This is a genomic window from Pseudomonas sp. S150, from assembly GCF_004526365.1.
Classification (GTDB): domain Bacteria; phylum Pseudomonadota; class Gammaproteobacteria; order Pseudomonadales; family Pseudomonadaceae; genus Aquipseudomonas; species Aquipseudomonas putida_A.
Map to the genome: position 1 here is coordinate 1935737 of NZ_CP038207.1, position 21603 is coordinate 1957339.

At 61.6% G+C, this 21603-nt stretch carries 21 protein-coding genes and 1 pseudogene; 11 read left to right on the plus strand and 11 right to left on the minus strand.

The features are described 5' to 3' along the window. Nucleotides 1-36: 36 nt before the first annotated feature. The 3 genes from E3Z29_RS08885 (at nucleotide 37) to E3Z29_RS08895 (ending at nucleotide 1948) form a co-directional block, all read left to right on the plus strand. A complete protein-coding gene (locus tag E3Z29_RS08885; RefSeq protein ID WP_134785584.1) occupies nucleotides 37-759 on the plus strand; it encodes an OmpA family protein in 723 nt (240 codons plus the stop codon). Nucleotides 760-921: 162 nt separating this feature from the next. Further along, nucleotides 922-1197 carry a DUF1145 domain-containing protein gene (locus E3Z29_RS08890; protein ID WP_134785585.1) on the plus strand — a complete coding sequence of 92 codons (276 nt, stop codon included), beginning with the start codon at nucleotides 922-924 and terminating at the stop codon, nucleotides 1195-1197. Continuing rightward, on the plus strand, nucleotides 1190-1948 hold the full coding sequence (locus E3Z29_RS08895) for a hypothetical protein (protein WP_098967549.1): 759 nt from the start codon (nucleotides 1190-1192) through the stop codon (nucleotides 1946-1948). The genes E3Z29_RS08890 and E3Z29_RS08895 overlap by 8 nt, the downstream gene beginning before the upstream one ends. Before the next feature lie 183 nt (nucleotides 1949-2131). On the opposite strand, the gene E3Z29_RS08900 is transcribed toward E3Z29_RS08895, so the two are convergent. After that, entirely contained in the window at nucleotides 2132-2596 is a 465-nt protein-coding gene (locus E3Z29_RS08900) for a DUF2269 family protein (protein WP_095138445.1), read from the minus strand. Between the two features lie 99 nt (nucleotides 2597-2695). On the opposite strand from E3Z29_RS08900, the gene dinG reads away from it, so the two are divergent. The 5 genes from dinG to pdxH all read left to right on the plus strand — a co-directional run bounded on the left by dinG (nucleotide 2696) and on the right by pdxH (nucleotide 10713). Further along, on the plus strand, nucleotides 2696-4840 hold the full coding sequence (gene dinG, locus E3Z29_RS08905; RefSeq protein ID WP_003222341.1) for an ATP-dependent DNA helicase DinG: 2145 nt from the start codon (nucleotides 2696-2698) through the stop codon (nucleotides 4838-4840). Between the two features lie 94 nt (nucleotides 4841-4934). Then, on the plus strand, nucleotides 4935-7427 hold the full coding sequence (locus tag E3Z29_RS08910) for a beta-galactosidase (RefSeq protein ID WP_134785586.1): 2493 nt from the start codon (nucleotides 4935-4937) through the stop codon (nucleotides 7425-7427). Between the two features lie 218 nt (nucleotides 7428-7645). Further along, on the plus strand, nucleotides 7646-8791 hold the full coding sequence (locus E3Z29_RS08915) for a serine hydrolase domain-containing protein (RefSeq protein WP_134785587.1): 1146 nt from the start codon (nucleotides 7646-7648) through the stop codon (nucleotides 8789-8791). A gap of 113 nt (nucleotides 8792-8904) precedes the next feature. Continuing rightward, a complete protein-coding gene (locus E3Z29_RS08920) occupies nucleotides 8905-10041 on the plus strand; it encodes an OmpA family protein (RefSeq protein ID WP_134785588.1) in 1137 nt (378 codons plus the stop codon). 24 nt (nucleotides 10042-10065) lie between these two features. Continuing rightward, nucleotides 10066-10713, plus strand: coding sequence for a pyridoxamine 5'-phosphate oxidase (pdxH, locus tag E3Z29_RS08925; protein ID WP_098967557.1), 648 nt, complete (start codon nucleotides 10066-10068; stop codon nucleotides 10711-10713). 5 nt (nucleotides 10714-10718) lie between these two features. Here pdxH and E3Z29_RS08930 read toward each other — a convergent pair whose 3' ends face one another. Beyond that, nucleotides 10719-10955, minus strand: a complete 237-nt coding sequence (locus E3Z29_RS08930) for a hypothetical protein (protein ID WP_134785589.1) — start codon at nucleotides 10953-10955, stop codon at nucleotides 10719-10721. 167 nt (nucleotides 10956-11122) lie between these two features. Between E3Z29_RS08930 and E3Z29_RS08935 the strand changes: the two genes are divergently transcribed. Then, nucleotides 11123-11587 (plus strand): glycine zipper 2TM domain-containing protein, encoded by a 465-nt coding sequence (locus tag E3Z29_RS08935; RefSeq protein WP_007969461.1) that lies wholly within the window; start codon nucleotides 11123-11125, stop codon nucleotides 11585-11587. A 71-nt stretch (nucleotides 11588-11658) separates the two neighbouring features. Here E3Z29_RS08935 and E3Z29_RS08940 read toward each other — a convergent pair whose 3' ends face one another. Then, entirely contained in the window at nucleotides 11659-11916 is a 258-nt protein-coding gene (locus E3Z29_RS08940; protein WP_371917799.1) for a colicin E3-like toxin immunity protein, read from the minus strand. A 5-nt stretch (nucleotides 11917-11921) separates the two neighbouring features. Continuing rightward, the gene (locus E3Z29_RS08945; protein WP_134785590.1) at nucleotides 11922-13148 is read right to left on the minus strand and encodes an S-type pyocin domain-containing protein; all 1227 of its coding nucleotides are present in this window, start codon (nucleotides 13146-13148) and stop codon (nucleotides 11922-11924) included. Between the two features lie 336 nt (nucleotides 13149-13484). Here E3Z29_RS08945 and E3Z29_RS08950 point away from each other — a divergent pair. Beyond that, nucleotides 13485-14582 (plus strand): annotated as a pseudogene (locus E3Z29_RS08950) (PLP-dependent cysteine synthase family protein). 139 nt (nucleotides 14583-14721) lie between these two features. Here E3Z29_RS08950 and E3Z29_RS08955 read toward each other — a convergent pair. The 3 genes from E3Z29_RS08955 to E3Z29_RS08965 all read right to left on the minus strand — a co-directional run bounded on the left by E3Z29_RS08955 (nucleotide 14722) and on the right by E3Z29_RS08965 (nucleotide 17745). Continuing rightward, nucleotides 14722-16335: an NAD(P)/FAD-dependent oxidoreductase gene (locus E3Z29_RS08955; protein ID WP_134785591.1), complete on the minus strand. Its 1614-nt coding sequence runs from the start codon at nucleotides 16333-16335 to the stop codon at nucleotides 14722-14724. Between the two features lie 97 nt (nucleotides 16336-16432). After that, the gene (locus E3Z29_RS08960; protein ID WP_134785592.1) at nucleotides 16433-17086 is read right to left on the minus strand and encodes a COG3650 family protein; all 654 of its coding nucleotides are present in this window, start codon (nucleotides 17084-17086) and stop codon (nucleotides 16433-16435) included. 59 nt (nucleotides 17087-17145) lie between these two features. Continuing rightward, nucleotides 17146-17745 (minus strand): short chain dehydrogenase, encoded by a 600-nt coding sequence (locus E3Z29_RS08965; protein ID WP_098967565.1) that lies wholly within the window; start codon nucleotides 17743-17745, stop codon nucleotides 17146-17148. 104 nt (nucleotides 17746-17849) lie between these two features. Here E3Z29_RS08965 and E3Z29_RS08970 point away from each other — a divergent pair, with 104 nt between their 5' ends. After that, entirely contained in the window at nucleotides 17850-18764 is a 915-nt protein-coding gene (locus tag E3Z29_RS08970) for a LysR family transcriptional regulator (protein ID WP_098967566.1), read from the plus strand. A 107-nt stretch (nucleotides 18765-18871) separates the two neighbouring features. On the opposite strand, the gene E3Z29_RS08975 is transcribed toward E3Z29_RS08970, so the two are convergent. The 4 genes from E3Z29_RS08975 to E3Z29_RS08990 are packed head-to-tail and all read right to left on the minus strand — an operon-like array spanning nucleotide 18872 to nucleotide 21321. Beyond that, complete coding sequence (locus tag E3Z29_RS08975) at nucleotides 18872-19348, minus strand: DoxX family protein (protein WP_098967568.1); 477 nt, start codon at nucleotides 19346-19348, stop codon at nucleotides 18872-18874. Further along, nucleotides 19345-20103 carry a DNA-binding domain-containing protein gene (locus tag E3Z29_RS08980; protein ID WP_134785593.1) on the minus strand — a complete coding sequence of 253 codons (759 nt, stop codon included), beginning with the start codon at nucleotides 20101-20103 and terminating at the stop codon, nucleotides 19345-19347. The genes E3Z29_RS08975 and E3Z29_RS08980 overlap by 4 nt, the downstream gene beginning before the upstream one ends. Then, nucleotides 20100-20987, minus strand: a complete 888-nt coding sequence (locus tag E3Z29_RS08985; protein ID WP_134785594.1) for a DUF692 domain-containing protein — start codon at nucleotides 20985-20987, stop codon at nucleotides 20100-20102. Before E3Z29_RS08985 ends, E3Z29_RS08980 begins: the two co-directional genes overlap by 4 nt. Before the next feature lie 25 nt (nucleotides 20988-21012). Further along, nucleotides 21013-21321 carry a DUF2282 domain-containing protein gene (locus E3Z29_RS08990; protein WP_103485735.1) on the minus strand — a complete coding sequence of 103 codons (309 nt, stop codon included), beginning with the start codon at nucleotides 21319-21321 and terminating at the stop codon, nucleotides 21013-21015. Nucleotides 21322-21603 lie beyond the last annotated feature (282 nt).

A 21603-nucleotide genomic window follows, 5' to 3' on the forward strand; every position in this document is an offset into this window, starting at 1 on the left:
TAACCGGTATGGGCCGGTGACACAGGAGCTTTCACAATGACTGTTTTCTCAAGGTCCGTCTTGCCGGTGCTGCTGCTGGGCAGCCTGCTCACCGGTTGCGCCACTCATAGCGATGGCGATGCCCCCCTCAATCAACGTACGTGGCCGATCTGCAGCCTGATCGGCGGGCTGGTCGGTGGCGGTCTTGGCGCCATTGAAAGTGGCGGCTGGGCCGGTGGCGGTGCGGCGTTGGGGATTCTGACTGGCGGGCTGATCTGTTATGCCCAGGATGGCGATGAAGACGGCGATGGCGTGTTCGACCGCCGCGACCGTTGCCCTGACACCCAGGCCAATACCCCGGTCGATCATCGCGGCTGTCCGCTGCCGCAATATCCGGTCACTGCAAAAGCTCCCGAACCTGCGCCGCAATCGGAAGTCATCACCCTCAGCGATGCCGGTAATGTGTTGTTCGATTTCGACAAGTCGGATCTGACCCCGGCCGCCAAGGCCCAGCTCGATACGCTGATGGACAAATTGCGCAACGCCGACGTGGTCAGCATCAAGGTCATCGGTCATACCGACAGTAAAGGTTCGGACGCCTATAACCAGGCACTGTCGGAACGACGCGCCAGCAGCGTGGCGGCGTACCTGCTGAGTCAGGGCCTGGCGCCGGACAAACTGACCAGTGAAGGGCGCGGCGAGAGCGAGCCGGTGGCCGATAACGCAACGGACGAGGGACGGGCGAAAAACCGTCGGGTGGAGTTGCATATCAATCGCTAGGACTTGTCTGTAGTCCGCAGGCTAGAGCTGCCGGTCGACGATCGTCGTCGAACCGGCAGCGATCCGACGACTGACAAAAGTTTTTTCTTTTGCCCCTCTGGCTTATCCCCCGCGTAAGCCGTTACTGTGCGCCCAAAGAATAATTCCGACACGGGGGAGCGTATGAAGGTTTTCTGGGGGCTGGGGCGTTTGCTGACCCTGCTGTTCTGGTGCGTGGTGGTGGTCAATCTGCTGCTGCCGTTTGTGCATCCGCTGCATGCGCTGGTCAATCTGGCCGGTGCCTCGCTGCTGGCGCTGCATGTGCTGGAGTTGCTTTTCTCGCGCCTCAAAGGGCGTGCCAACCCGTGGCGCGACCGTCTGCGCATCCTGCTGTTCGGCGTTTTTCACCTGCAAACCATCCCGGCCCCGGCCGCTCCGGAGGCTTCTTCCCATGCGTAAACTTTGCCTGCTCGCTGCACTCATCAGTCCTCTGGCCTGCGCCCAGGTGGTCAGCGTCGAAACCAACTCCCTGATGCGTTTGCCCAACACCGCCAGCACCTTGCAGCTGGAACGGCTGGACGTGGCGGACTATGGCACCTTGCTGATTCCTGCCAATGTGACCGAGCTGACCGTCGGCGAATTGCGCCTGGGCCATGAAGCGCGCATTGCGATCGTCCCGAGTGAACAGGCGCTGGACATGAAAGTCATTCGTGCCGAACTGTCCGAAGGCAGCCTGATCACCGCACGTGGCGCGCCGGGCACCTATGAAAAAGCTGCCCGTGCCGGGCGCAATCTGAATTTGCAGTTCAAGGCGCTGAACGCGCCAAAACTGTTTGTCGATGCCCGTGGCGGCACCGGCGCACCGGGTTTCGTCGGCCTGGATGGCGGCAACGGCGAAGATCCGGGCTGTACCTGGGGCGCGGCCGGTCATGGTTTTGATGGCAGCAACGGCAGCGACGGTCAGCCGGGCGCACCGGGTGCGTTGGTGCGTCTTGAAGTGCCGCGCGAGTTTCCGGCCGAGCTGATCAAGGTCAACGTTGCGGGCGGCGCCGGTGGTCCAGCGGGTGTTGGCGGCAAGGCGGGCAAGGGCGGCCAGTCCAAGGGCTGCCTGGTGTATCGCGCCGATGGCGGCAAGAACGGCAAGGCCGGTGCGGATGGTCAGCCTGGGCCGGTGGGTGCGGCGGGGGCTGTGACCGTACAGCGCCTCTGAATAACCGCGCTATTCACAATTGTGGTGAGGGGATTTATCCCCGATGGGCTGCGAAGCAGCCCACTCCAGATACCGCGTTTCTTCAGATTGAACGCGTCAGCTGATTTGGGGCCGCTTCGCGCGCCATCGGGGATAAATCCCCACACCACAACAGTGTTCACAGCGCAAAAAAAATGGGGTGGGTCAGAACATCGGCCGCGCCGCGGCAATCGCCACCAGCACCAAACCGACAATCAAGTTGATCCCCACCACCCGGCGAATCCGCCCCAGCACTGCCGCGCCCGCCGGCCAGTCCTTGGCTTCCACCGCTTTACGCAATTCCGGCAGCATCAAACCCTGAATCCGGATGAACAGCGCCGTCATCACCACGTATAGCCCGATCATCACCTGGACGTACTTCGGCGCGGTCTCGAAACCGACCTGCTGTAAATGCAACATGCCCACGCCGCTGATCGGCAACAGGATCACCGCGACCCAGACCCAGCGGAAAAAACCTTGAAACACTTCCACCCACAAGGTCAGGCGAGCAGGGCCGTCGAGAGCCTTGACCGCCGCCGGGCGCAGGACCATCCAGGCGAAAAACATGCCGCCGACCCAGACCAGGGCGGACAGGACATGCAGCGGATAAACGAGGCTAAAAGGTGTCATTGGGGCACTCCGTTCTGCGCGGGATTAATTAGCGGGGTATGATAGCCGCCATCCGAAACCACTGAAAATTTATCCAGCGTTTTTAGCGCCCGACAATCAATGATCAGCACTGAACTCAAAACCACGATCCAGGGCGCCTATTCGCGTTTTCTTGAAGCCAAGAGCCTCAAGCCGCGTTACGGCCAGCGCCTGATGATCGCTGAAATCGCCAAAGTCCTCGGGGATATCGACACCGACGACGAAGGCCGGCGCAGTGGCGACCCCGCGATTGTCGCGGTGGAAGCCGGCACCGGTACCGGCAAGACCGTGGCCTACAGCCTGGCGGCGATCCCGACGGCGAAGCTGGCCGGCAAGCGCCTGGTGATCGCCACCGCGACCGTGGCCCTGCAAGAGCAGATCGTCTACAAGGACTTGCCCGACCTGATGCGCAACAGCGGGCTGAACTTCAGCTTCGCGCTGGCCAAGGGCCGTGGTCGCTACATGTGCCTGTCCAAGCTCGACATGCTGCTGCAGGAAGGCCACGCGCAAACCGCCACCGCCCAGCTGTTCGAAGAAGAAGGCTTCAAGATCGAGGTCGACGAGGCGAGTCAGAAGCTGTTTACCAGCATGATCGAGAAGCTCGCCGGCAATAAATGGGACGGCGACCGCGACAGCTGGCCCAACGCGCTGGAAGACGCCGACTGGGCGCGCCTGACCACCGATCACAGCCAGTGCACCAATCGCCACTGCCCGAACTTCGGCCAATGCGCTTTCTACAAGGCGCGCGAAGGCATGGGCAAGGTCGACGTGATCGTCACCAACCACGACATGGTGCTGGCTGACCTCGCTTTGGGCGGCGGCGCGGTACTACCGGATCCGCGTGACACCATTTACGTGTTCGACGAAGGCCATCACCTGCCGGACAAGGCCATCGGCCACTTCGCCCACTACACGCGCCTGCGTTCCACCGCCGACTGGCTGGAAACCACCGCGAAGAACCTCACCAAATTGTTGGCCCAGCATCCGTTGCCGGGCGATCTCGGCAAGCTGATCGAGCAAGTGCCCGAGCTGGCGCGCGAGATCAAGACCCAGCAGCAGTTCATGTTCACCGCGTGCGAGCAGATTGCCGATTTCAAACCCGGCGAAGACGTCGAAGGTCGCGAGCGGCCACGCCATCGTTTCGTCGGCGGGGTGATTCCCGAGCACATGCGCGAAATGGGCATCGAGTTGAAAAAAGGCTATTCGCGGCTCAACGATCTGTTCACCCGCCTGACCGACCTGCTCAAGGAAGGCATGGACGGCGAGGTCAACATCGGCATCGCCAGCAATCAGGCCGAGGAGTGGTATCCGCTGTTCGGCAGCCTGTTGTCGCGGGCGTCGGGCAACTGGGAATTGTGGACTGCATTTACCGCCGAAGACCCGGAAGACAGCCCGCCGATGGCGCGCTGGCTGACACTGGCCGAGAGCGGTTCGCTGTTCGACATCGAGGTCAACGCCAGCCCGATTCTCGCCGCAGAAACCTTGCGCCGCAGCCTGTGGAACGTGGCCTACGGCTGCCTAGTGACCTCGGCAACCTTGACGGCACTGGGCACTTTCGACCGTTTCCGCATGCGCGCCGGTCTGCCGAAAAAAGCGGTCACTGCCGTTGTGCCGAGCCCGTTTCATCATGCCGACGCCGGCGTGCTGCGGGTCCCGGATCTGAAGGCCGACCCACGCGACGCCGCTGCTCACACCGCGGCGATCATCCGCGAGTTGCCGGATCTGGTCGAAGGCTCGCGCGGCACGCTGGTGCTGTTCTCCTCGCGCAAACAGATGCAGGACGTGTTCGATGGCCTCGACCGCGACTGGCGCAAGCAAGTGTTCATTCAAGGCAACCTGTCGAAACAGGAAACCCTGAACAAGCACAAGGCGCGGGTCGATGGCGGCGATTCCAGCGTGCTGTTCGGTCTTGCCAGTTTCGCCGAAGGGGTGGACTTGCCGGGGGCGTACTGCGAGCACGTGGTGATCGCCAAGATCCCGTTCTCGGTGCCGGACGACCCGGTCGAGGCGGCGCTGTCGGAGTGGATCGAGGCCCGGGGCGGCAATCCGTTCATGGAAATCTCGGTGCCCGATGCCTCGCTGAAACTGGTTCAGGCCTGCGGGCGTCTGCTGCGTACCGAAGAAGACCGCGGCACCATCACCTTGCTCGATCGGCGCCTGGTCACCCAGCGCTACGGCAAGGCGATCCTCAATGCGTTGCCGCCATTCCGTCGTGAAATATCCTGAGACAACGGTGGGCAGTTTTGCCCGCCGCGTTGTCTATCTCTCTGCCATGCTTTTCCATTGGCCTTAGTTGGTCGTTAGGGAGAACTCCGTTCTTATGATTCGTCGTTCGTTGCCTGCCGTATTCGCCTTGATTTTCGCTGCCCCGTTACTGGCGGCGCCTGCGGGTCAGCAGACCCTGTTCAACTTCGTCCGTCCTGCCGACGTGGTGAAAGTCGTCACCGAAAACACTGACCTGCCACAAGCCAACGCCGAGCAAACCCCTGAAGGTGAAGTGTTGCGCCGAGTGACGTTCAACCCGGTGGCTCGCCCGACCCTGCGTCTGACTCCGCAAACCGGCGCCTGGGACTGGTCGCAGTCGGGCATGATGAGCCTGCGTCTGCAAAGCGCAATGAACTGGGCCGTGACGGTCTATGTGCAAATCCAGAGTAACAACGGCCAGACCCTGACCAGCCGCGTCGACCTGCCGGCCGGCCCGGCGCAAACCCTTTTGGTGCCGCTGGTGGCGACCTCGCCGCTGAGCCAGGGCATGAAGGCCGGGCCGCCGATGCCGATGAATGTTGATGGCCAGCGAATTCTGCTGGCCAGCAGCAGCGGTGAACTCGATCGCAGCCAGGTGGTGTCGGTGAGTCTGTGGATGGATCAGCCGAAAGCCGCGCAGAGCCTGCTGCTCGAGCGATTCGGCGTGCAGGACGGCGATGCCGTGACCCAGGCTGTCTACGGCAATCTGGTGGACGCCTACGGTCAATCGACCCGCAGCAAATGGCCGGAAAAAGTCAGCAACGACGAACAACTGAAATCCGCCGCCGCCAAGGAACAGCAACAGCTGAAAACCTGGCTGGCCGAGCGCGAAAAGTCCTCGCTGGACAAGTTCGGTGGCTGGAATAAAGGCCCGGCGTTCAAGGCCAGCGGTTTTTTCCGCACCGAAAAGCGTGACGGTCGCTGGTATCTGGTGACGCCGGAAGGGCATCCGTTCTATTCGCTGGGGGTGAACACCGTCAGCCCGCAGGTCAACCAGACTTACGTGGCCGGGCGTGAGTGGATGTTCGAATCCCTGCCCAAGGCCGACGAGCCGCTCGCCAGCCATTTCGGCGAAGGCGATAACCGTGGCGGCAACGGCGCCGATCAGGGCCGCGGCTATGGCAACGGGCGCTGGTACGACTTCTATGGCGCCAACCTGCAGCGGGTTTACGGCGAGCCCTGCAAACCGGACAGCGATACCAAGGCCGGAATTGCTGAAGCGGCCAAGGCTGGTGCGGTTGAAGAAACCGCAGTAAAAGCTGCCGAGCCTGTGCCAAAGTCAAACGAGGCGAAGGCCGGTGTCGCCGCAGCGGCGAAAACAGACGCCGTAGCGACGACTGCTGAAAAGGCTGCCGATCAACCCGTCGCTGCGCCGTGCAAGGCCACGGTCGATCAGCAGAAGTGGGCCACGCACACCCTCGATCGCCTGCAGGCCTGGGGTTTCAACACCGTCGGCAACTGGAGTGCCGACTCGCTTGCCGACGCCGAACGGGTGCCGTACACCTTGCCGCTGTCGATCGTCGGCGACTACACCAGCATCAGCACCGGCAGCGATTGGTGGGGCGGCATGCCTGACCCGTTCGACCCGCGTTTCGCCATGGCCACCGAGCGTGCTGTGGCCATTGCTGCCCGCGATCATCGTGATGATCCGTGGCTGATCGGCTACTACGCCGACAACGAACTGGCCTGGGCCGGCCCCGGCGACGACCCGCAGTCGCGCTACGCCCTGGCCTACGGCACATTGAAAATGACCACCGACGTGCCGGCCAAGCGCGCATTCCTCAAGCAACTGCGCGACAAGTACCGCAACCAGGCGGGCCTGTCGAAAGCGTGGGGCATTGATCTGCCGGCGTGGGAATTGATGGAAGACCCGGGTTTCGTGCCACCAATGCCGAATCCGGAGCACCCGGAAATCGAAAACGACTTCAAATACTTCCAGAAAGTGTTCGCCGACACCTACTTCAAAACCATCTCCGATTCGCTGAAATGGCACGCGCCGAATCAGTTGCTGCTCGGCGGCCGTTTCGCCACCAGCACTCCGGAAGCGGTGGCGTCCTGCGCGCAGTATTGCGACGTGTTGAGTTTCAACATGTACACGCTGAAACCACAGGACGGCTATGACTTCGCCGCTCTGCGTGCCCTCGACAAACCGGTACTGATCACCGAATTCAACTTCGGCTCCAGTGATCGTGGCCCGTTCTGGGGTGGCGTGACGCAACTGGCGCGGGAAGAAGATCGCGGCCCGGCGTATGCCAACTTCCTCAAACAGGCATTGAGTGAGCCGTCGATTGTCGGCGTGCACTGGTTCCAGTATCTGGATCAACCGGTGACCGGGCGTCTGCTCGATGGCGAGAACGGGCACTTCGGCCTGGTGGGGATTACCGATCTGCCGTATCAGGGCTTTGTCGAGGCGGTACGCAAGAGCAACCTGCAGGCAGTTGATCAGTTGGGCAAAGAGGCTGAGAAGGCCGCCGCTGCCGGTCATGAAGCGGAGGGCGGGCGCAAGGGTGAAGCTGGCAAAGGCCCGGGGGGCGGGCATGCCGGTGGGCATTCGGGCAATGGTCATTAAGGTTTAGACCGCGTCATCGTTCTTCGCGAGCAAGCCCGCTCCCACACTGATCTCCAGTGCCGCAGAGATCAAATGTGGGAGCGGGCTTGCTCGCGAAGGCGGCAGCCGTCTCAGCAAACATCTGGAAGTAACCGTCCGGCCCGCAGCTGTTCCCAAATCCGTCAAGGGCTGGAACAATGCGGGCCACTTTGTAGAGCGTTTTCGCGGGGGAGTTGCGGGTGCAGATTCAGGGACATTACGAGCTTCAATTCGAAGCGGTGCGCGAGGCTTTCGCGGCACTGTTCGACGATCCCCAGGAACGCGGCGCAGCCCTGTGCATCAAGGTCGGCGGAGAAACCGTCCTCGACCTCTGGTCCGGTACTGCCGACAAGGACGGAACCGAGGCCTGGCACAGCGACACCATCGCCAACCTGTTTTCCTGCACCAAGACCTTTACCGCGGTCACCGCATTGCAATTGGTGGCCGAAGGCAAACTGCAACTGGATGCACCGGTTGCCCGCTACTGGCCGGAATTCGCTGCCGCCGGTAAAGAATCCGTCACCCTGCGCCAATTGCTTTGCCATCAGGCCGGTCTGCCGGCCCTGCGCGAGTTGCTGGCGCCCGCCGCCCTCTACGAATGGCAGACCATGGTCGACGCCCTTGCGGCCGAAGCGCCGTGGTGGACGCCGGGCACCGGCCACGGCTATGCCGCCATCACCTATGGCTGGCTGGTCGGGGAGTTGCTGCGTCGCGCTGACGGTCGCGGGCCGGGCGAGTCGATCGTCGCCCGCGTCGCCAAGCCGCTGGGGCTGGATTTCCACGTCGGTCTGGCTGACGAAGAGTTCTACCGCGTGGCGCACATCGCTCGGGGCAAGGGCAACGTCGGCGATGCCGCGGCCCAGCGCCTGTTGCAAGTGACCATGCGCGAACCGACCGCCATGACCACTCGCGCCTTCACCAATCCGCCGTCGGTGCTCACCAGCACCAACAAACCGGAATGGCGCCGCATGCAGCAGCCGGCCGCCAATGGTCATGGCAACGCGCGCAGCCTGGCCGGTTTCTACGCCGGTTTGCTCGACGGCAGCCTGCTTGAAAGCGAAATGCTCGAAGAGCTGACCCGCGAACACAGCTACGGCGAGGACAAGACCCTGCTGACCCGCACCCGCTTCGGTCTGGGCTGCATGCTCGATCAACCCGACATGGCGAACGCCACCTACGGCCTCGGCCCGCGGGCGTTTGGTCATCCGGGGGCGGGCGGTTCAGTGGGTTTTGCTGATCCTGAGCACGATGTCGCGTTCGGTTTTGTGACAAATACCCTTGGGCCGTACGTCTTGATGGATCCGCGCGCGCAGCAACTGGCGCGGGTACTTGCCACTTGTCTGTAAAGCTTTACATGAGGTTCCAGGGTTGGAACCAGATCCGGTTTTTCGATTCAAAGCGTCAGTTTATCCGGGCAAAAGAGCTCTGATTTTTCATTACTTCACTTTGTGGATTTTCAATGTCATCCAAAAAAACTCTCGCCCTGGCCCTGTGTGTTGCGATCACCGGTTGTGCACAGACTCCTAAAAACGATGCGGACGGCGGTAGCTGGTGGCCGTTCGGATCCTCCGACAAAGTGGCGGCCAAAGAGCCGGCCCCAGCCCCGGCTCCTGCCGTAGCCCCGGCGCCGCTCAAACCTGCCGCGACCGCACCTGTGGCCAAGACTGAAAGCAGCAGCCACTGGTACTGGCCGTTCGGCGGTTCCGATGATGCGGCGGCCAAAGCCGAGGTGAAACCCGAAGTCAAACCAGAAGCCAAACCGGCGGTAGTGGCCAAGTCCGATGCCGACACCGGCACGAAGTGGTGGTGGCCGTTCGGCGGCAAGGATCAATCGACTGCCAAAGTGGTGCCGATGCCTGACCCGAAAGTCACCCAGGCCTGGCTGGATGACTACGAGCCACGTCTGCGTGCAGCGATCAAGGACAGCAATCTGCAACTTGAGCGCCGTGACAACGTGCTGGTGGTGATCGCGCCGGTTGAAGGCTCGTTCAACCCGAAGCGTCCAGCGATGCTGCTGCCGGTGACCCTCAGCCCGTTCACCAATGTCGCGAAAATCCTCGAAGCTGACCCGAAAACCGCAGTCCTGGTGCTTGGTCACAGCGACAACACCGGTGCCGCGCCGGCCAACGTCAAACTCAGCCAGGAGCGCGCCCAGTCCGTAGCGGCGATCTTCCGCTTGAGCGGCTTGCAGCGCGATCGCCTGATGCTGCGTGGCATGGGTGGCGATGCCCCGCGTGCGGCCAACGACAGCGCCGAAGGCCGTGCCCTGAACCGTCGCGTCGAACTGCTGGTGACCCCGCAAAACACCATGGTTGCGCTGCTGAGCAAGTACAACATGCCGGCGCCGGCACCGACCACGATGCTTGCCGCACAGGACGTCAAGCCTGCAGCCAAACCGGTAACTCCGGCGCCGGCTGCTTCGAAGGCCGCCGTACCTGCAACCAAAAAGGCTCCAGCGAAGAAAGCCGCCGCCAAGGCGCCGGCGAAAAAAGCGGCGACCAAGGCACCGGCAAAAACCCCTGCCAAGAAAACCGCCCCGGCCAAAGCCGCAGCGACTGACAAGAAAGTTGCTGCAAGCGATACTTCCAAGCAGTGATCCGCTAACGAAAAGGAATGCGCCATGACCCAGGCTCTGGCAGATATGCGTCGTGATTACACCCGGGACGGACTGACCGAGGCGCAAGCCCCGGGCGAACCGTTTGCGCTGTTCCACCAATGGTTTGCCGACGCGGTAAAAACCGAACAGGCACCGGTGGAGGCCAACGCCATGACCCTGGCCACGGTCGATGCGGACGGTCGACCGCATTGCCGCATTCTGCTGCTCAAGGGCCTGGACGCGCAGGGCTTTACCTTTTTCACCAACTACGACAGCGCCAAGGGCCAGCATCTGGCGGCGAATCCTTTCGCGGCCATGACGTTTTTCTGGCCAACCCTGGAACGCCAGGTGCGCATCGAAGGGCGGGTGGTCAAGGTCACGCCGCAAGAGTCCGACGCGTATTATCAGGTGCGACCGCTGGGCAGCCGGCTCGGCGCCTGGGCCTCACCGCAGAGTCGGGTGATCAACGGGCGCGGCGAGCTGGAGGATCTGCTCAAGGCCACCGAACAGCGCTTCAGCGATACTCAGCCCGACTGCCCGGAACATTGGGGCGGTTACCGCCTGCTGCCTGAGCGCATCGAGTTCTGGCAGGGCCGTCCAAGTCGTCTGCACGATCGCCTGAACTACCGTCAGCAGGGCGCCAACTGGATTCTTGAACGTCTGGCGCCCTGAGCAGTCTACCGAGCGGGATAGCCTGCCGCAGCGGCCTCAAGCCACTTCGGCAGGTCCCGACGCTTGATCTTCTGCACGCTGGCATCGGCCAGTCGTTCCAGCATGAAGGCGCGTTTGTCTTCATCCTTGCCCGCCAGCGACAGGGCCAGATCACGATCCATCCAGCGTTTGATCCGCACGTACAGCCACCAATGGAAGTACAGACCGGCGACGGTGGTGACGAAAATGATCAGGTAATCCATGAAAATCCTTGGGTCGGCAGGGCGGATTGAGCGATTTGGCGCTACTGTTGGGTGAGTTTGCAGGTGCCTGTACCGGGCCTGAATAAAATCAAGTTTATCCGGGCTGCGTCGTGACAGGCGTCAAGCAGCGGGGTTTAATGAACACATGTTCTTTTGGAGTTGATGCTATGCGTAAGTCTGTTCTGCTGGTTGCTTCCTTTTCCACGATGGCGATGTTGCTGACCGGCTGCCAGTCGAGCCTGACCGGTGACTCCTACTCCCGTGACGAAGCGCGTCGTGTGCAGACGATTCGCATGGGCACCATCGAATCCCTGCGTCCGGTGAAAATCGAAGGCACCAAGACCCCGATCGGCGGCGCTGCAGGCGCAGTGGTCGGCGGTGTCGGCGGCAGCGCCATCGGTGGCGGCAAAGGCAGCATCGTCGCGGCGGTCATCGGTGCTGTGGCCGGTGGTCTGATCGGTTCCGCGACTGAAGAAGGCCTGACCCGCACCCAGGGCGTGGAAATCACCGTGCGCGAAGACGACGGCAGCATGCGCGCCTACGTGCAACAGGTTCAGGAAAACGAAGTGTTCCGTGTTGGTGAGCGCGTACGCATCTCCACCGTCGGTGGCACCAGCCGCGTTTCGCACTAAGCGACAACGAGCGGTAAAGAAAAACCCCGATCAGGTGACTGGTCGGGGTTTTTTATGATCTGAGGTGCCGCTTACCAGACGTCGCTGTAGTCGAACGAAATTTGATAGTCGTAAGTCGTTAGGGAAATATTATTTTGAAAGTAAGGTTGAAGGACAGGTTTCCAACTTTCGAGTACGTTGAAGCCGCCATTATTAATGTTGTTTTCCACCGGTATACCCAAGGCATTCAAAACGGTTTCATCGTCGCCTAAATCCTCGGAATATTCTTCGCCCTCGCATAGATGGGTTTGCTTGTCGTACCACTCCAGCCTTAGTTTTAATCCCATCATCACCCTCACAAGTATTTTTTTCTGATGCTTCTTTCATCTTTCGGGTCTTCTCGTCGCTCTCCTGTAAAAGGGTCAAAAGCGCCTAGGTGAGTTCCGTCACTTGCACGGTAAACTTCCAACTCGCCGTGCATCGAGTCCCACTCATAAATTCTCCTGCCTTTTGCATCCTTCCATCGCTCCCGAAGTCCGCCACCTCCTTGTACGGGATTCATTTTCTGTGCCTTTTTCAGGCCGGGAAACGCGGTAATTTCCTCTGCTTTCGGAGGTTTATGATAGCTGTGTCCTGCTGGTGGTAAGCCTTTGCGCGAGGTGTTGACCACGATGTATAGAGGCCGAACCCCCGAATCCGCCGGAAACACCAGAATGAAATCCCGATACTCCGGCGGATAAACCGGATTCACCAGAATCCCGTCCGCCGCTTTCGTTGGTGGGTACACCCAGATATGCGGTGCCTGCGGAGCGGCCTCCAGCGCGGGGATGCCGAGGATGTCGGAGCCGTCCACGGCGGGCGTCCAGATCAGTTCGATGCCTTCGCCGAGGTCTGCGACAAAGCGGTTATCACGTGCGGTGAACTGCGCGACATCGACCATTTCCCAGTCGCGATTCTTGCCGGTGTAGAAACCATAACCCTTGAGGCTGCCGTCGGCCTGTTGTTCGACATGTAGGCGCACGCGGGTTCGAGCCTGTCTGAGGGCGAGCAACTGGTCTTCGGTGTAGAGGGCGCTGTCGCCCAGGTTCGATGGCATGAGCAACGCCACCAGCCCGACCAAAGGGGTCACAACGGCGGCGGAAGCGATGGCGGGCAATGCCTTGAACGCCTCACCCGCAAGGGCGAAGGTGCCCAGGCCTGCCGGGATGGCAGTGCCGCTGATTTTCTTGAGTGGAACGCCGCCGCTGTCATCGGCTTCACGGCCGCCGAGCAGGACCAGATCTCCGTAATCTTTCAGGCTGTCGGTCGGCACCATCCCCGAAGGATTCGAGTAATCGATGATCGCGTCCGGCAACTTGCAGGACTTGGCGAACACGCACCCGGCGCGTACGGGATCAGGCTTTTTCGCCGCAACCTCTCGACTGCGCTCGAAAGCCTCCTGCCGCGCCAGCATGGCGTCGTAAGCGTTTTGTCGGGCTTCGCGCTCGGCCAGTTCAGTGGCCGTCATGTAGCGCCAGGTGACGTGATGCCCGTCGCCCGCCGGCGGGTTGGGGACCCGGGGAATGTCCTTGTTGCGAGCCACTGAGCGTCCTTTCGTTCATCCATCGACAACCCTTCTAAAGGGCTGTGCGACGTTAACGAAGCGGACAAATGCTGGCTGTAGGACGGATCTTTGATTAAGTGCGGATTGTTCGCTATTTGTCAGGCAGGGGGGCGAGCAGGCCGCTTCAGTTCAAAGAACGGGGGGATAGGTTCTGCGCAATTACAGCAAAAGCCTGATACCCATTTGCCCAGAACCTGGCAGTTGGTGGATGAATTGAGCCTCAGCTGTATCTGTGAGCCTTGCCGGTTTTTTCCTATGCTGGGGGACTGAGCCTGTGACAAGGCTACTCCTGCCCGACTCAACGAGAGCATGACCATGAGTGACAACCGCCAGTGGGCCCGCGAAGCCATCCGCATCATCGAAGCGGACTTCCAGCGCAGCGCCGACACCCATCTGATCCCCTTGCCGCTGGCAGGTTTTGCGGGAATTGAGCTGTACTTCAAGGACGAATCCAGCCATCCCACCGGCAGCCTCAAACATCGTCTGGCGCGGTCGTTGTTCCTGTATGCGTTGTGTAACGGGTGGCTCAAACCCGGCGCGCCGGTGATCGAGGCGTCCAGCGGTTCGACGGCGATTTCCGAGGCGTATTTCGCGCGCATGCTCGGGTTGCCATTCATTGCGGTGATGCCGGCAACCACCTCGAAAGAGAAGATCGCGCAGATCGCTTTCTACGGTGGCCAGAGCCATCTGGTGAAAGATCCGACGCAGATTTACGCCGAATCCGAACGTCTGGCCCGCGAGCATGGCGGCCACTTCATCGACCAGTTCACCTACGCCGAGCGGGCCACCGACTGGCGGGGCGAACAACAACATCGCCGAGTCGATTTTCCAGCAGATGCGTTTCGAGAAGCACCCGGAACCGAGCTGGCTGATTTCCAGCCCCGGCACTGGCGGCACCACCGCGACCCTGGGTCGTTACGTGCGTTATCGCCAGCATTGCACCCGCGTGTTGTGCGCCGACGCCGAGCGCTCGGTGTTCTTCGATTACTACCAGACCGGAGACGCGAGCCTGCGTCTGGACTGCGGTTCGCGGATCGAAGGCATTGGCCGGCCTCGGGTGGAAGCGTCGTTCCTGCCCAAGGTTATCGATGCGATGGTCAAGGTGCCGGACGCCTTGTCTCGCTGGCGGCCATGCATTATCTGGCGCAGCGTCTGGGACGGCATGTCGGCGGGTCGAGCGGCACCAATCTGATCGGCGCGCTGATGGCGGCGCAGCAGATGAAAGCGGCGGGGGAGTCGGGGTCGATCGTGGCGATTCTGTGCGATGGCGGCGAGCGCTATGCCGACACCTATTACGATCAGGCCTGGCTGAAGGCGCAGGGCTATGAGCTGGAGGGATTGATTGCGGCGGTGGCGGCGAGTGCCGAACGGGGTGAGGCGCTGCCAACCACAGTGCTGCGCGCAAATATCTAAAGCCAGACTCGGAAACCAATGTGGGAGCGGGCTTGCTCGCGAAGGCGCTGTGTCAGTCAACATTGTCGTCGACTGACACAGCGCCTTCGCGAGCAAGCCCGCTCCCACAGGAGGTTGGTGTTACTTCAAGACAGATGTATCAGGCTTCCAGACCGAGAATGTCGCGCGCCACGGCCTCGGCAATCCGAATCCCGTCCACACCCGCCGACAGAATCCCACCGGCATAACCCGCACCTTCACCCGCCGGGAACAGACCTTTGACGTTCATGCTCTGCAGCGACTCGTTACGCGTGATGCGCAGCGGCGACGAGGTGCGGGTTTCGATCCCGGTCAACACCGCATCGTGCAGCGAGTAGCCGCGAATCTGCTTTTCGAACGCCGGCAATGCTTCACGAATCGCTTCGATGGCAAAGTCCGGCAGCGCCAGGGCCAGGTCGCCCAGGGCCACGCCCGGTTTGTACGATGGCTCGACTTCGCCCAGTTCGGTCGACGGGATGCCGTTGATGAAGTCGCCGACCAGTTGCGCCGGGGCTTTGTAATCGCTGCCGCCGAGGATGAACGCGTGGGATTCCAGACGCTCCTGCAACTCGATACCGGCCAGCGGGCCGCCCGGGTAATCGACTTCCGGGGTGATGCCGACGACGATCCCGGAGTTGGCGTTGCGCTCGTTACGCGAGTACTGGCTCATGCCGTTGGTGACCACGCGATTCGGCTCGGAAGTCGCCGCCACCACGGTGCCGCCCGGGCACATGCAGAAGCTGTAGACCGAACGGCCGTTCTTGGCGTGGTGCACCAGTTTGTAGTCGGCGGCGCCCAGCTTCGGGTGGCCGGCGTACTTGCCCAGCCGCGCACGGTCGATCAGCGATTGCGGGTGCTCGATGCGGAAACCCACCGAGAACGGCTTGGCTTCCATGAACACGCCACGGCTGTGGAGCATGCGGAAGGTGTCGCGGGCACTGTGGCCGAGGGCCAGAACCACGTGTTTCGAATGCAGGGTTTCGCCGCTCGCCAGTTCGACGCCGACCAGTTGGCCTTCTTCGATCAGCACGTCGGTGACGCGCTCCTGGAAGCGTACTTCGCCGCCCAGGGCGCGGATCTCTTCACGCATGGTCTCGACCATGCCGGTCAGCCGGAACGTACCGATGTGCGGTTTGCTAACGTAGAGGATTTCTTCCGGCGCACCGGCCTTGACGAATTCGTGCAGGACTTTGCGACCGAGGAACTTCGGATCCTTGATCTGGCTGTACAGCTTGCCGTCGGAGAACGTGCCCGCGCCGCCTTCGCCGAACTGCACGTTGGACTCGGGGTTGAGCACGCTTTTACGCCACAGGCCCCAGGTGTCCTTGGTGCGCTGACGAACTTCGGTGCCGCGCTCGAGGATGATCGGCTTGAAGCCCATCTGCGCCAGCAGCAGGCCGGCGAAAATCCCGCACGGGCCGAAACCGACCACGATCGGGCGCTGGCTCAGGTCGCTCGGCGCCTGACCGACGAATTTGTAGCTGACATCCGGCGCCACGTTGACGTTACGGTCGTCGGCGAACTTGCCCAGCACCTTGGCCTCGTCGCGTACGGTGAGGTCGATGGTGTAGATGAAGCACAGTTCGGAGGACTTTTTTCGCGCGTCGTAGCTGCGCTTGAACAAGGTGAAATCGAGCAAGTCATCGCTGGCGATGCCCAGGCGCTGCACGATGGCGGCACGCAGGTCTTCTTCGGGATGGTCGATTGGCAGCTTGAGTTCGGTGATTCGTAACATGGCGAGGATCCGGATTCGCGGGGCGCACAACTGCGCCAGGGCGTTTGAAGGCCGCGATTATAAGCCGCAAAGGCCGGATCCGGTGAGGCTAAAACGCTCAGTCGTTGCGCGATCCGCCGAAATACCCGCAACCACGTTCGACCTTGCCGTCGATGCGCAGCTCGGCGCTCATGTGCTGCACGCTGCCGGTGCTGCTGTCGACGCAGCGCTGCGGCGCGACCCACAACTCGATGCGCTGGTTGTTGGCTTCGCTGCTCAGGTTGAAGCGGCCGTCGCCCAGTTGCTCCTCGACATAAGGCACCGCCAGCGCCGGCTGGCCTTCGCGGCCGATGACCATGCCCTTGCCGCTGACTTTGACGTTCCACTCGGGCCCGTGGCCGGCGGCACGCAGGATCAACAGTTTGAAGTTCGGGTCATCGCACGCGGTGCCGGAGCGCTCGACGCGATACAACTGGCCGAGGTCGAGGCGGTCGCCGGCGATCCTCCCGCGCACATCGGCAAACAGCTTGCCCTGCTGATCGGCGAGGGTCGCAGCCTCTTGCAGCACGCTGGTGCCGCCGATGTCGTTGACCACGTACTGACGCTGTTCGCCACACGGCTGGAACACCAGTTTGCCCTCGGCTGCGGTCAACTGCCCCTGCATCCGGGTCTGCCCGACGTGGGACGCGCTTTCACGCGGGCCATCGAGCAATTGGCAGGCGGCGAACAACGGCAGCAGGGCAACAACGATCAACGAACGGGCAACACGCATCTTCGGCTCTCCAGACAAGTGCCGCCACGTTACGCAGGCTGACCGTTGATCACAAGGGTTTAGCCCACGTGAAAGGTCTGACCGGTTTGCAGGCCTTCGACACTTTTCGCGTAGGCCAATGCCACATCGGCTGCCGGAACCGGCTTGTAGCCACGGAAGTACGGGGCGTAGCTGCCCATCGCTTCCAGCAGCACGGTCGGGCTGATCGAGTTGACGCGCAGGCCTCGCGGCAACTCGATGGCGGCGGCTTTGACGAAGCTGTCCAGAGCGCCGTTGACCAGTGCCGCCGAGGCGCCGGTACGGATCGGGTCGTGGCTGAGCACGCCGGTGGTGAAGGTGAACGAGGCACCGTCGTTGGCGTATTCGCGGCCGATCAGCAGCAGGTTGACCTGGCCCATCAGCTTGTCTTTCAGGCCCAGGGCGAAGCTGTCAGCGTTCATCTCGCCGAGTGGGGCGAAGGTCACGTTACCGGCGGCACAGATCAGCGCGTCGAACTTGCCGGTCTGCTCGAACAGCTTGCGAATCGATGCGCTGTCGCTGATGTCGACCTGGAAGTCGCCGCTGCTGCGACCGATGCGAATCACTTCGTGACGCTGGCTCAGCTCTTTATCCACGGCCGAACCGATGGTGCCGGCGGCACCGATCAACAGAATCTTCATGGGACTGTTCCTCAATGGGTTGAACGAGGTTTCAGTCTAGAGTGGTTTTTTCTGCGGATAAGCGCACTAATAGGCAACCTTTGGTTTTCAAATGGAAACAATCCATGAGTGAAATGGATGATCTGGCGGCGTTTGCGGTGTTGATCGAGGCTGGCAGTTTTACCCTGGCGGCGCAGCAACTGGGGTGCAGCAAGGGCCAGTTGTCCAAACGCATCAGTCAGCTGGAAGCACAGTTTTCCGTGGTGTTGCTGCAACGCACGACGCGCCGTCTGAGCCTGACTGCCGCCGGCGCCGCTTTGCTGCCGCAGGCGCAAGCGCTGGTCGTCCAGGTGGAGCGCGCGCGGCAGGCGCTGGCGCGTTTGAAAGACGACATGGCCGGCCCGGTGCGGATGACGGTGCCGGTGTCGCTGGGGGAAACGTTTTTCGATGGCCTGCTGCTGGAGTTCTCGCAGCAATACCCCGAGGTGCTGATCGAGCTGGAGCTGAACAACCACTATCGCGACCTGTCCCGGGATGGCTTCGATCTGGCGATTCGCACCGAGGTGGCCAATGACGAACGGCTGGTGGCCAAACCATTGCTGGCGTGGCAGGAAATGACCTGCGCCAGCCCGGCGTATCTAGAGCAGTTCGGCGAACCGCTGACCCCGCAGGAGCTGGCCGAACACCGCTGCCTGCTCAACAGCCACTACAGTGGTCGCGAGGAATGGCTGTATCACCAACAGCACGAATTGCTGCGGGTGCGGGTGTCGGGGCCGTTCGCCAGCAACCATTACAACCTGCTGAAGAAAGCCGCACTGGCCGGCGCCGGTATCGCACGATTGCCGTCGTACCTGCTGCAAACGGAGTTGGCTGATGGCCGGTTGCGCTGGCTGCTGCGCGATTTTCAGACGCGGCGGATGCCGATGTATCTGGTGCACCCGTACCAGGGCGGTTTGCCCAAGCGCACGCAAGTGCTGGCGGATTATCTGATTGGCTGGTTCAAACGCAGCGGCGAGGCGTTGGATCGCCTTCAGCGCTAACTCATTTCCTGTAGGAGTGAGCCTGCTCGCGATTGCGTAAGCAAATTCAACAGAAATGTTGGCTGGATTACCGCTATCGCGAGCAGGCTCACTCCTACAGTTTGTGGTCAACTGACAAAACGTCGTGCGATCAGATGATCAATCGACAATTTCCCCGGCCCGGTCGCCATCAGGTACAGCAGCACCGCCGCCCAGGTGCCATGGGTCGGGTAGGCATCGGGATAGACGAACACCTCGATGACCAGCGTCATGCCCAGTAGCGCCAGCGCCGAAAACCTCGTGGCGAAGCCGATCAATATCAGCACCGGAAAGAAGTGTTCGGCAAACGCCGCCATGTGTGCAGCGACTTCCGGTGCCAGCAGCGGCACGTGGTATTCGCTCTGGAACAACGGAATCGTCGAGTCCGCCAAGCGTGGCCAGCCGAGTTGAACGGTGCCGTCGATCAAGTCGATGGCCAGCCCCTCGACCTTGGTCTGCCCGGACTTCCAGAACACCGCGGCAATCGAGAATCGCGCGATGAAGGCGATCAGGTTGTGGGGGATTTTTTCCATTAATCCGATGGCGCGAATGATGAGGTTGTTCATGGCGATACCTTGGTGTTCAGGTCGGTGATGGCGTTGTGGCCGATCAGCAGGGCGAGCGTCTGCGGCAGATCGAAAGGTGGACTGTCTTGCGCGGCTTGCAGCAGCGGTCGGTGATGGAGCAGATGGCGGATGAATACGCTGGCGCCGTGATCGAGGGCAAACACCTCGACCTCCAGAGCGTTGCGCAGCACCAGTGCGTGTTGCCCTTGATGGATGTCGATGCCTGCCAGCGTCGCTTCTCCTTGATGCGCCGCCCAGATCGAAACCACCGCGTAAGCCGAATCGAGCAGGTGCAGCGAGGGATGCAGGGTGATGTCCAGTTCGGCGAGTGTTTGCGGATCGGCCAGTGCAGCGCTGATCTGTTGCGCACTGACCGTCGCGGCATCGGCGGCGTGATAAGCGCGGGTGCGCAAGCGTTCGAGCCGTGCGACATCGGCCAGATACGGCACCTCGGCCGCCGCTTCGAATGCGTCAATGAAGTCCGCCAGACCGTCGCCGTAACGGCTCATCAACGGACTGTGCGGCGGCTGCTGCTGGATGAATATGCCGGCCATGCCACGGAAGAATTCCTCGCCGACCAATTGCTGCACCACCGGATAACTGTCGGCCAGCGCGTTGATCAACGAACCTTGCACGTTATTGCGATACACCAGGAATCGGCTGGCAGGATCAGCACCGTTGGCGCTGCACAGGCCAGCGGGGCAGGGCAGGCGAGTGTCGAGCAGGGCGGCGCTGAAGTCGGCTTGCGTGCTCATGGCCGACTCCCAGCGTGCAGCAACAACGCTTCGGCCTGCTGCGCCTCGGCCAGCAGCACATTGAACGCCGGAACCTGGTTGTCCCGTTCGATCAAGGTTGCCACCGGGCCGACTCGTTCGAGCGCCTGTCGGTACAACGCCCAGACCGCGTCATCAATCGGCGCGCCGTGATCGTCGATCAGCAAACGGTCGCCGAGGCTGTCGGCATCTTCGGCGAACCCGGCCAGATGAATCTCGCCAACCGCGTGCAAGGGCAGTGCGTCAAGGTACGCCAGTGGATCGCGTTGATGATTGATGCACGAGACGTAGACGTTGTTGACGTCGAGTAGCAGACCGCAGCCGCTGCGGCGGATCACCTCGGTGATGAACGCCGGCTCGTCGATGGTCGAGCGCTCGAAGCCGAGATAGGTCGCTGGATTCTCCAGCAGCATCGGCCGCTTGAGGCTGTTCTGCACTTGATCGATGTGTTCGCAGACGCGGTTCAGCGTCGGCGTGTCATACGCCAGCGGCAGCAGGTCATTGAGGAACACCGGGCCGTGGCTCGACCAGGCCAGGTGTTCGGAAAAGGCTTGCGGTTGATAACGCTCGATCAGTGTTTGCAGGCGTTGCAGGTGCTGAATGTCCAATGGCCCTTCGGCCCCGATGGACAGCCCGACACCGTGCAGCGACAGCGGATACTGCTCGCGGATCAACCCGAGAAAATGATGAAACGGACCGCCGTCGACCATGTAGTTTTCGGCGTGGACTTCGAAGAAACCTATGTCCGGTAGGGTGCCGAGCACTTCACGCAAGTGCCCGGTCTTGAGCCCCAGCCCCGCGCGGGGCGGGAGCCCGCAGAGGGCTGCCCGAGTGCGCGGTGGGACAGTTTCGTTGGTGGTGAACATGGGCGTCACTCGGGCAGGCAATGGATCAGGACTTGGCTTTGAAGGCTTCCATCTGACCGAAACCGGTCGGCGAGGTCTTGCTCTCGGTAGTGGTGCAGGTGCCTTTCGGCACGAACTTCCACGAGTTGGCCTGGTAGTCCATCTTCGCTGTGCCGGCACAGGTAGTGCCCGCGCCCGCGGCGCAATCGTTGTGACCCTTCATGGCCACGCCGAAGCATTTTTCCATGTTGCTGTTGTCGGCGGCATTGGCGCTGGAAACGGCAGTCATGCTCAGGGCGGAACCAAGAGCCAGAACCAGGGCAGCGGCGGACAGGGAGCGAGTGGTAGCAGTCATGATGTTTCTCCAGATTTGAGCTTGGGTTTTACAAGCGAAGCTCGCTTGCTTACCCCACTAGAGAACGCTCATGGCGATGCGTTACAGCGCAGTGCAAAGTTTTTTCGAAAAGATTTTCGAACACTGCAATCCACTGTGGGAGCGGGCTTGCTCGCGAAGGCGTAGTGTCAGACACCATTGATGTCGGATGACACAGCGCTTTCGCGAGCAAGCCCGCTCCCACAGGGGATCTGTGTTGGATTCAATCTATCTGCCAGGCACAAAAAAACGGCCCGAAGGCCG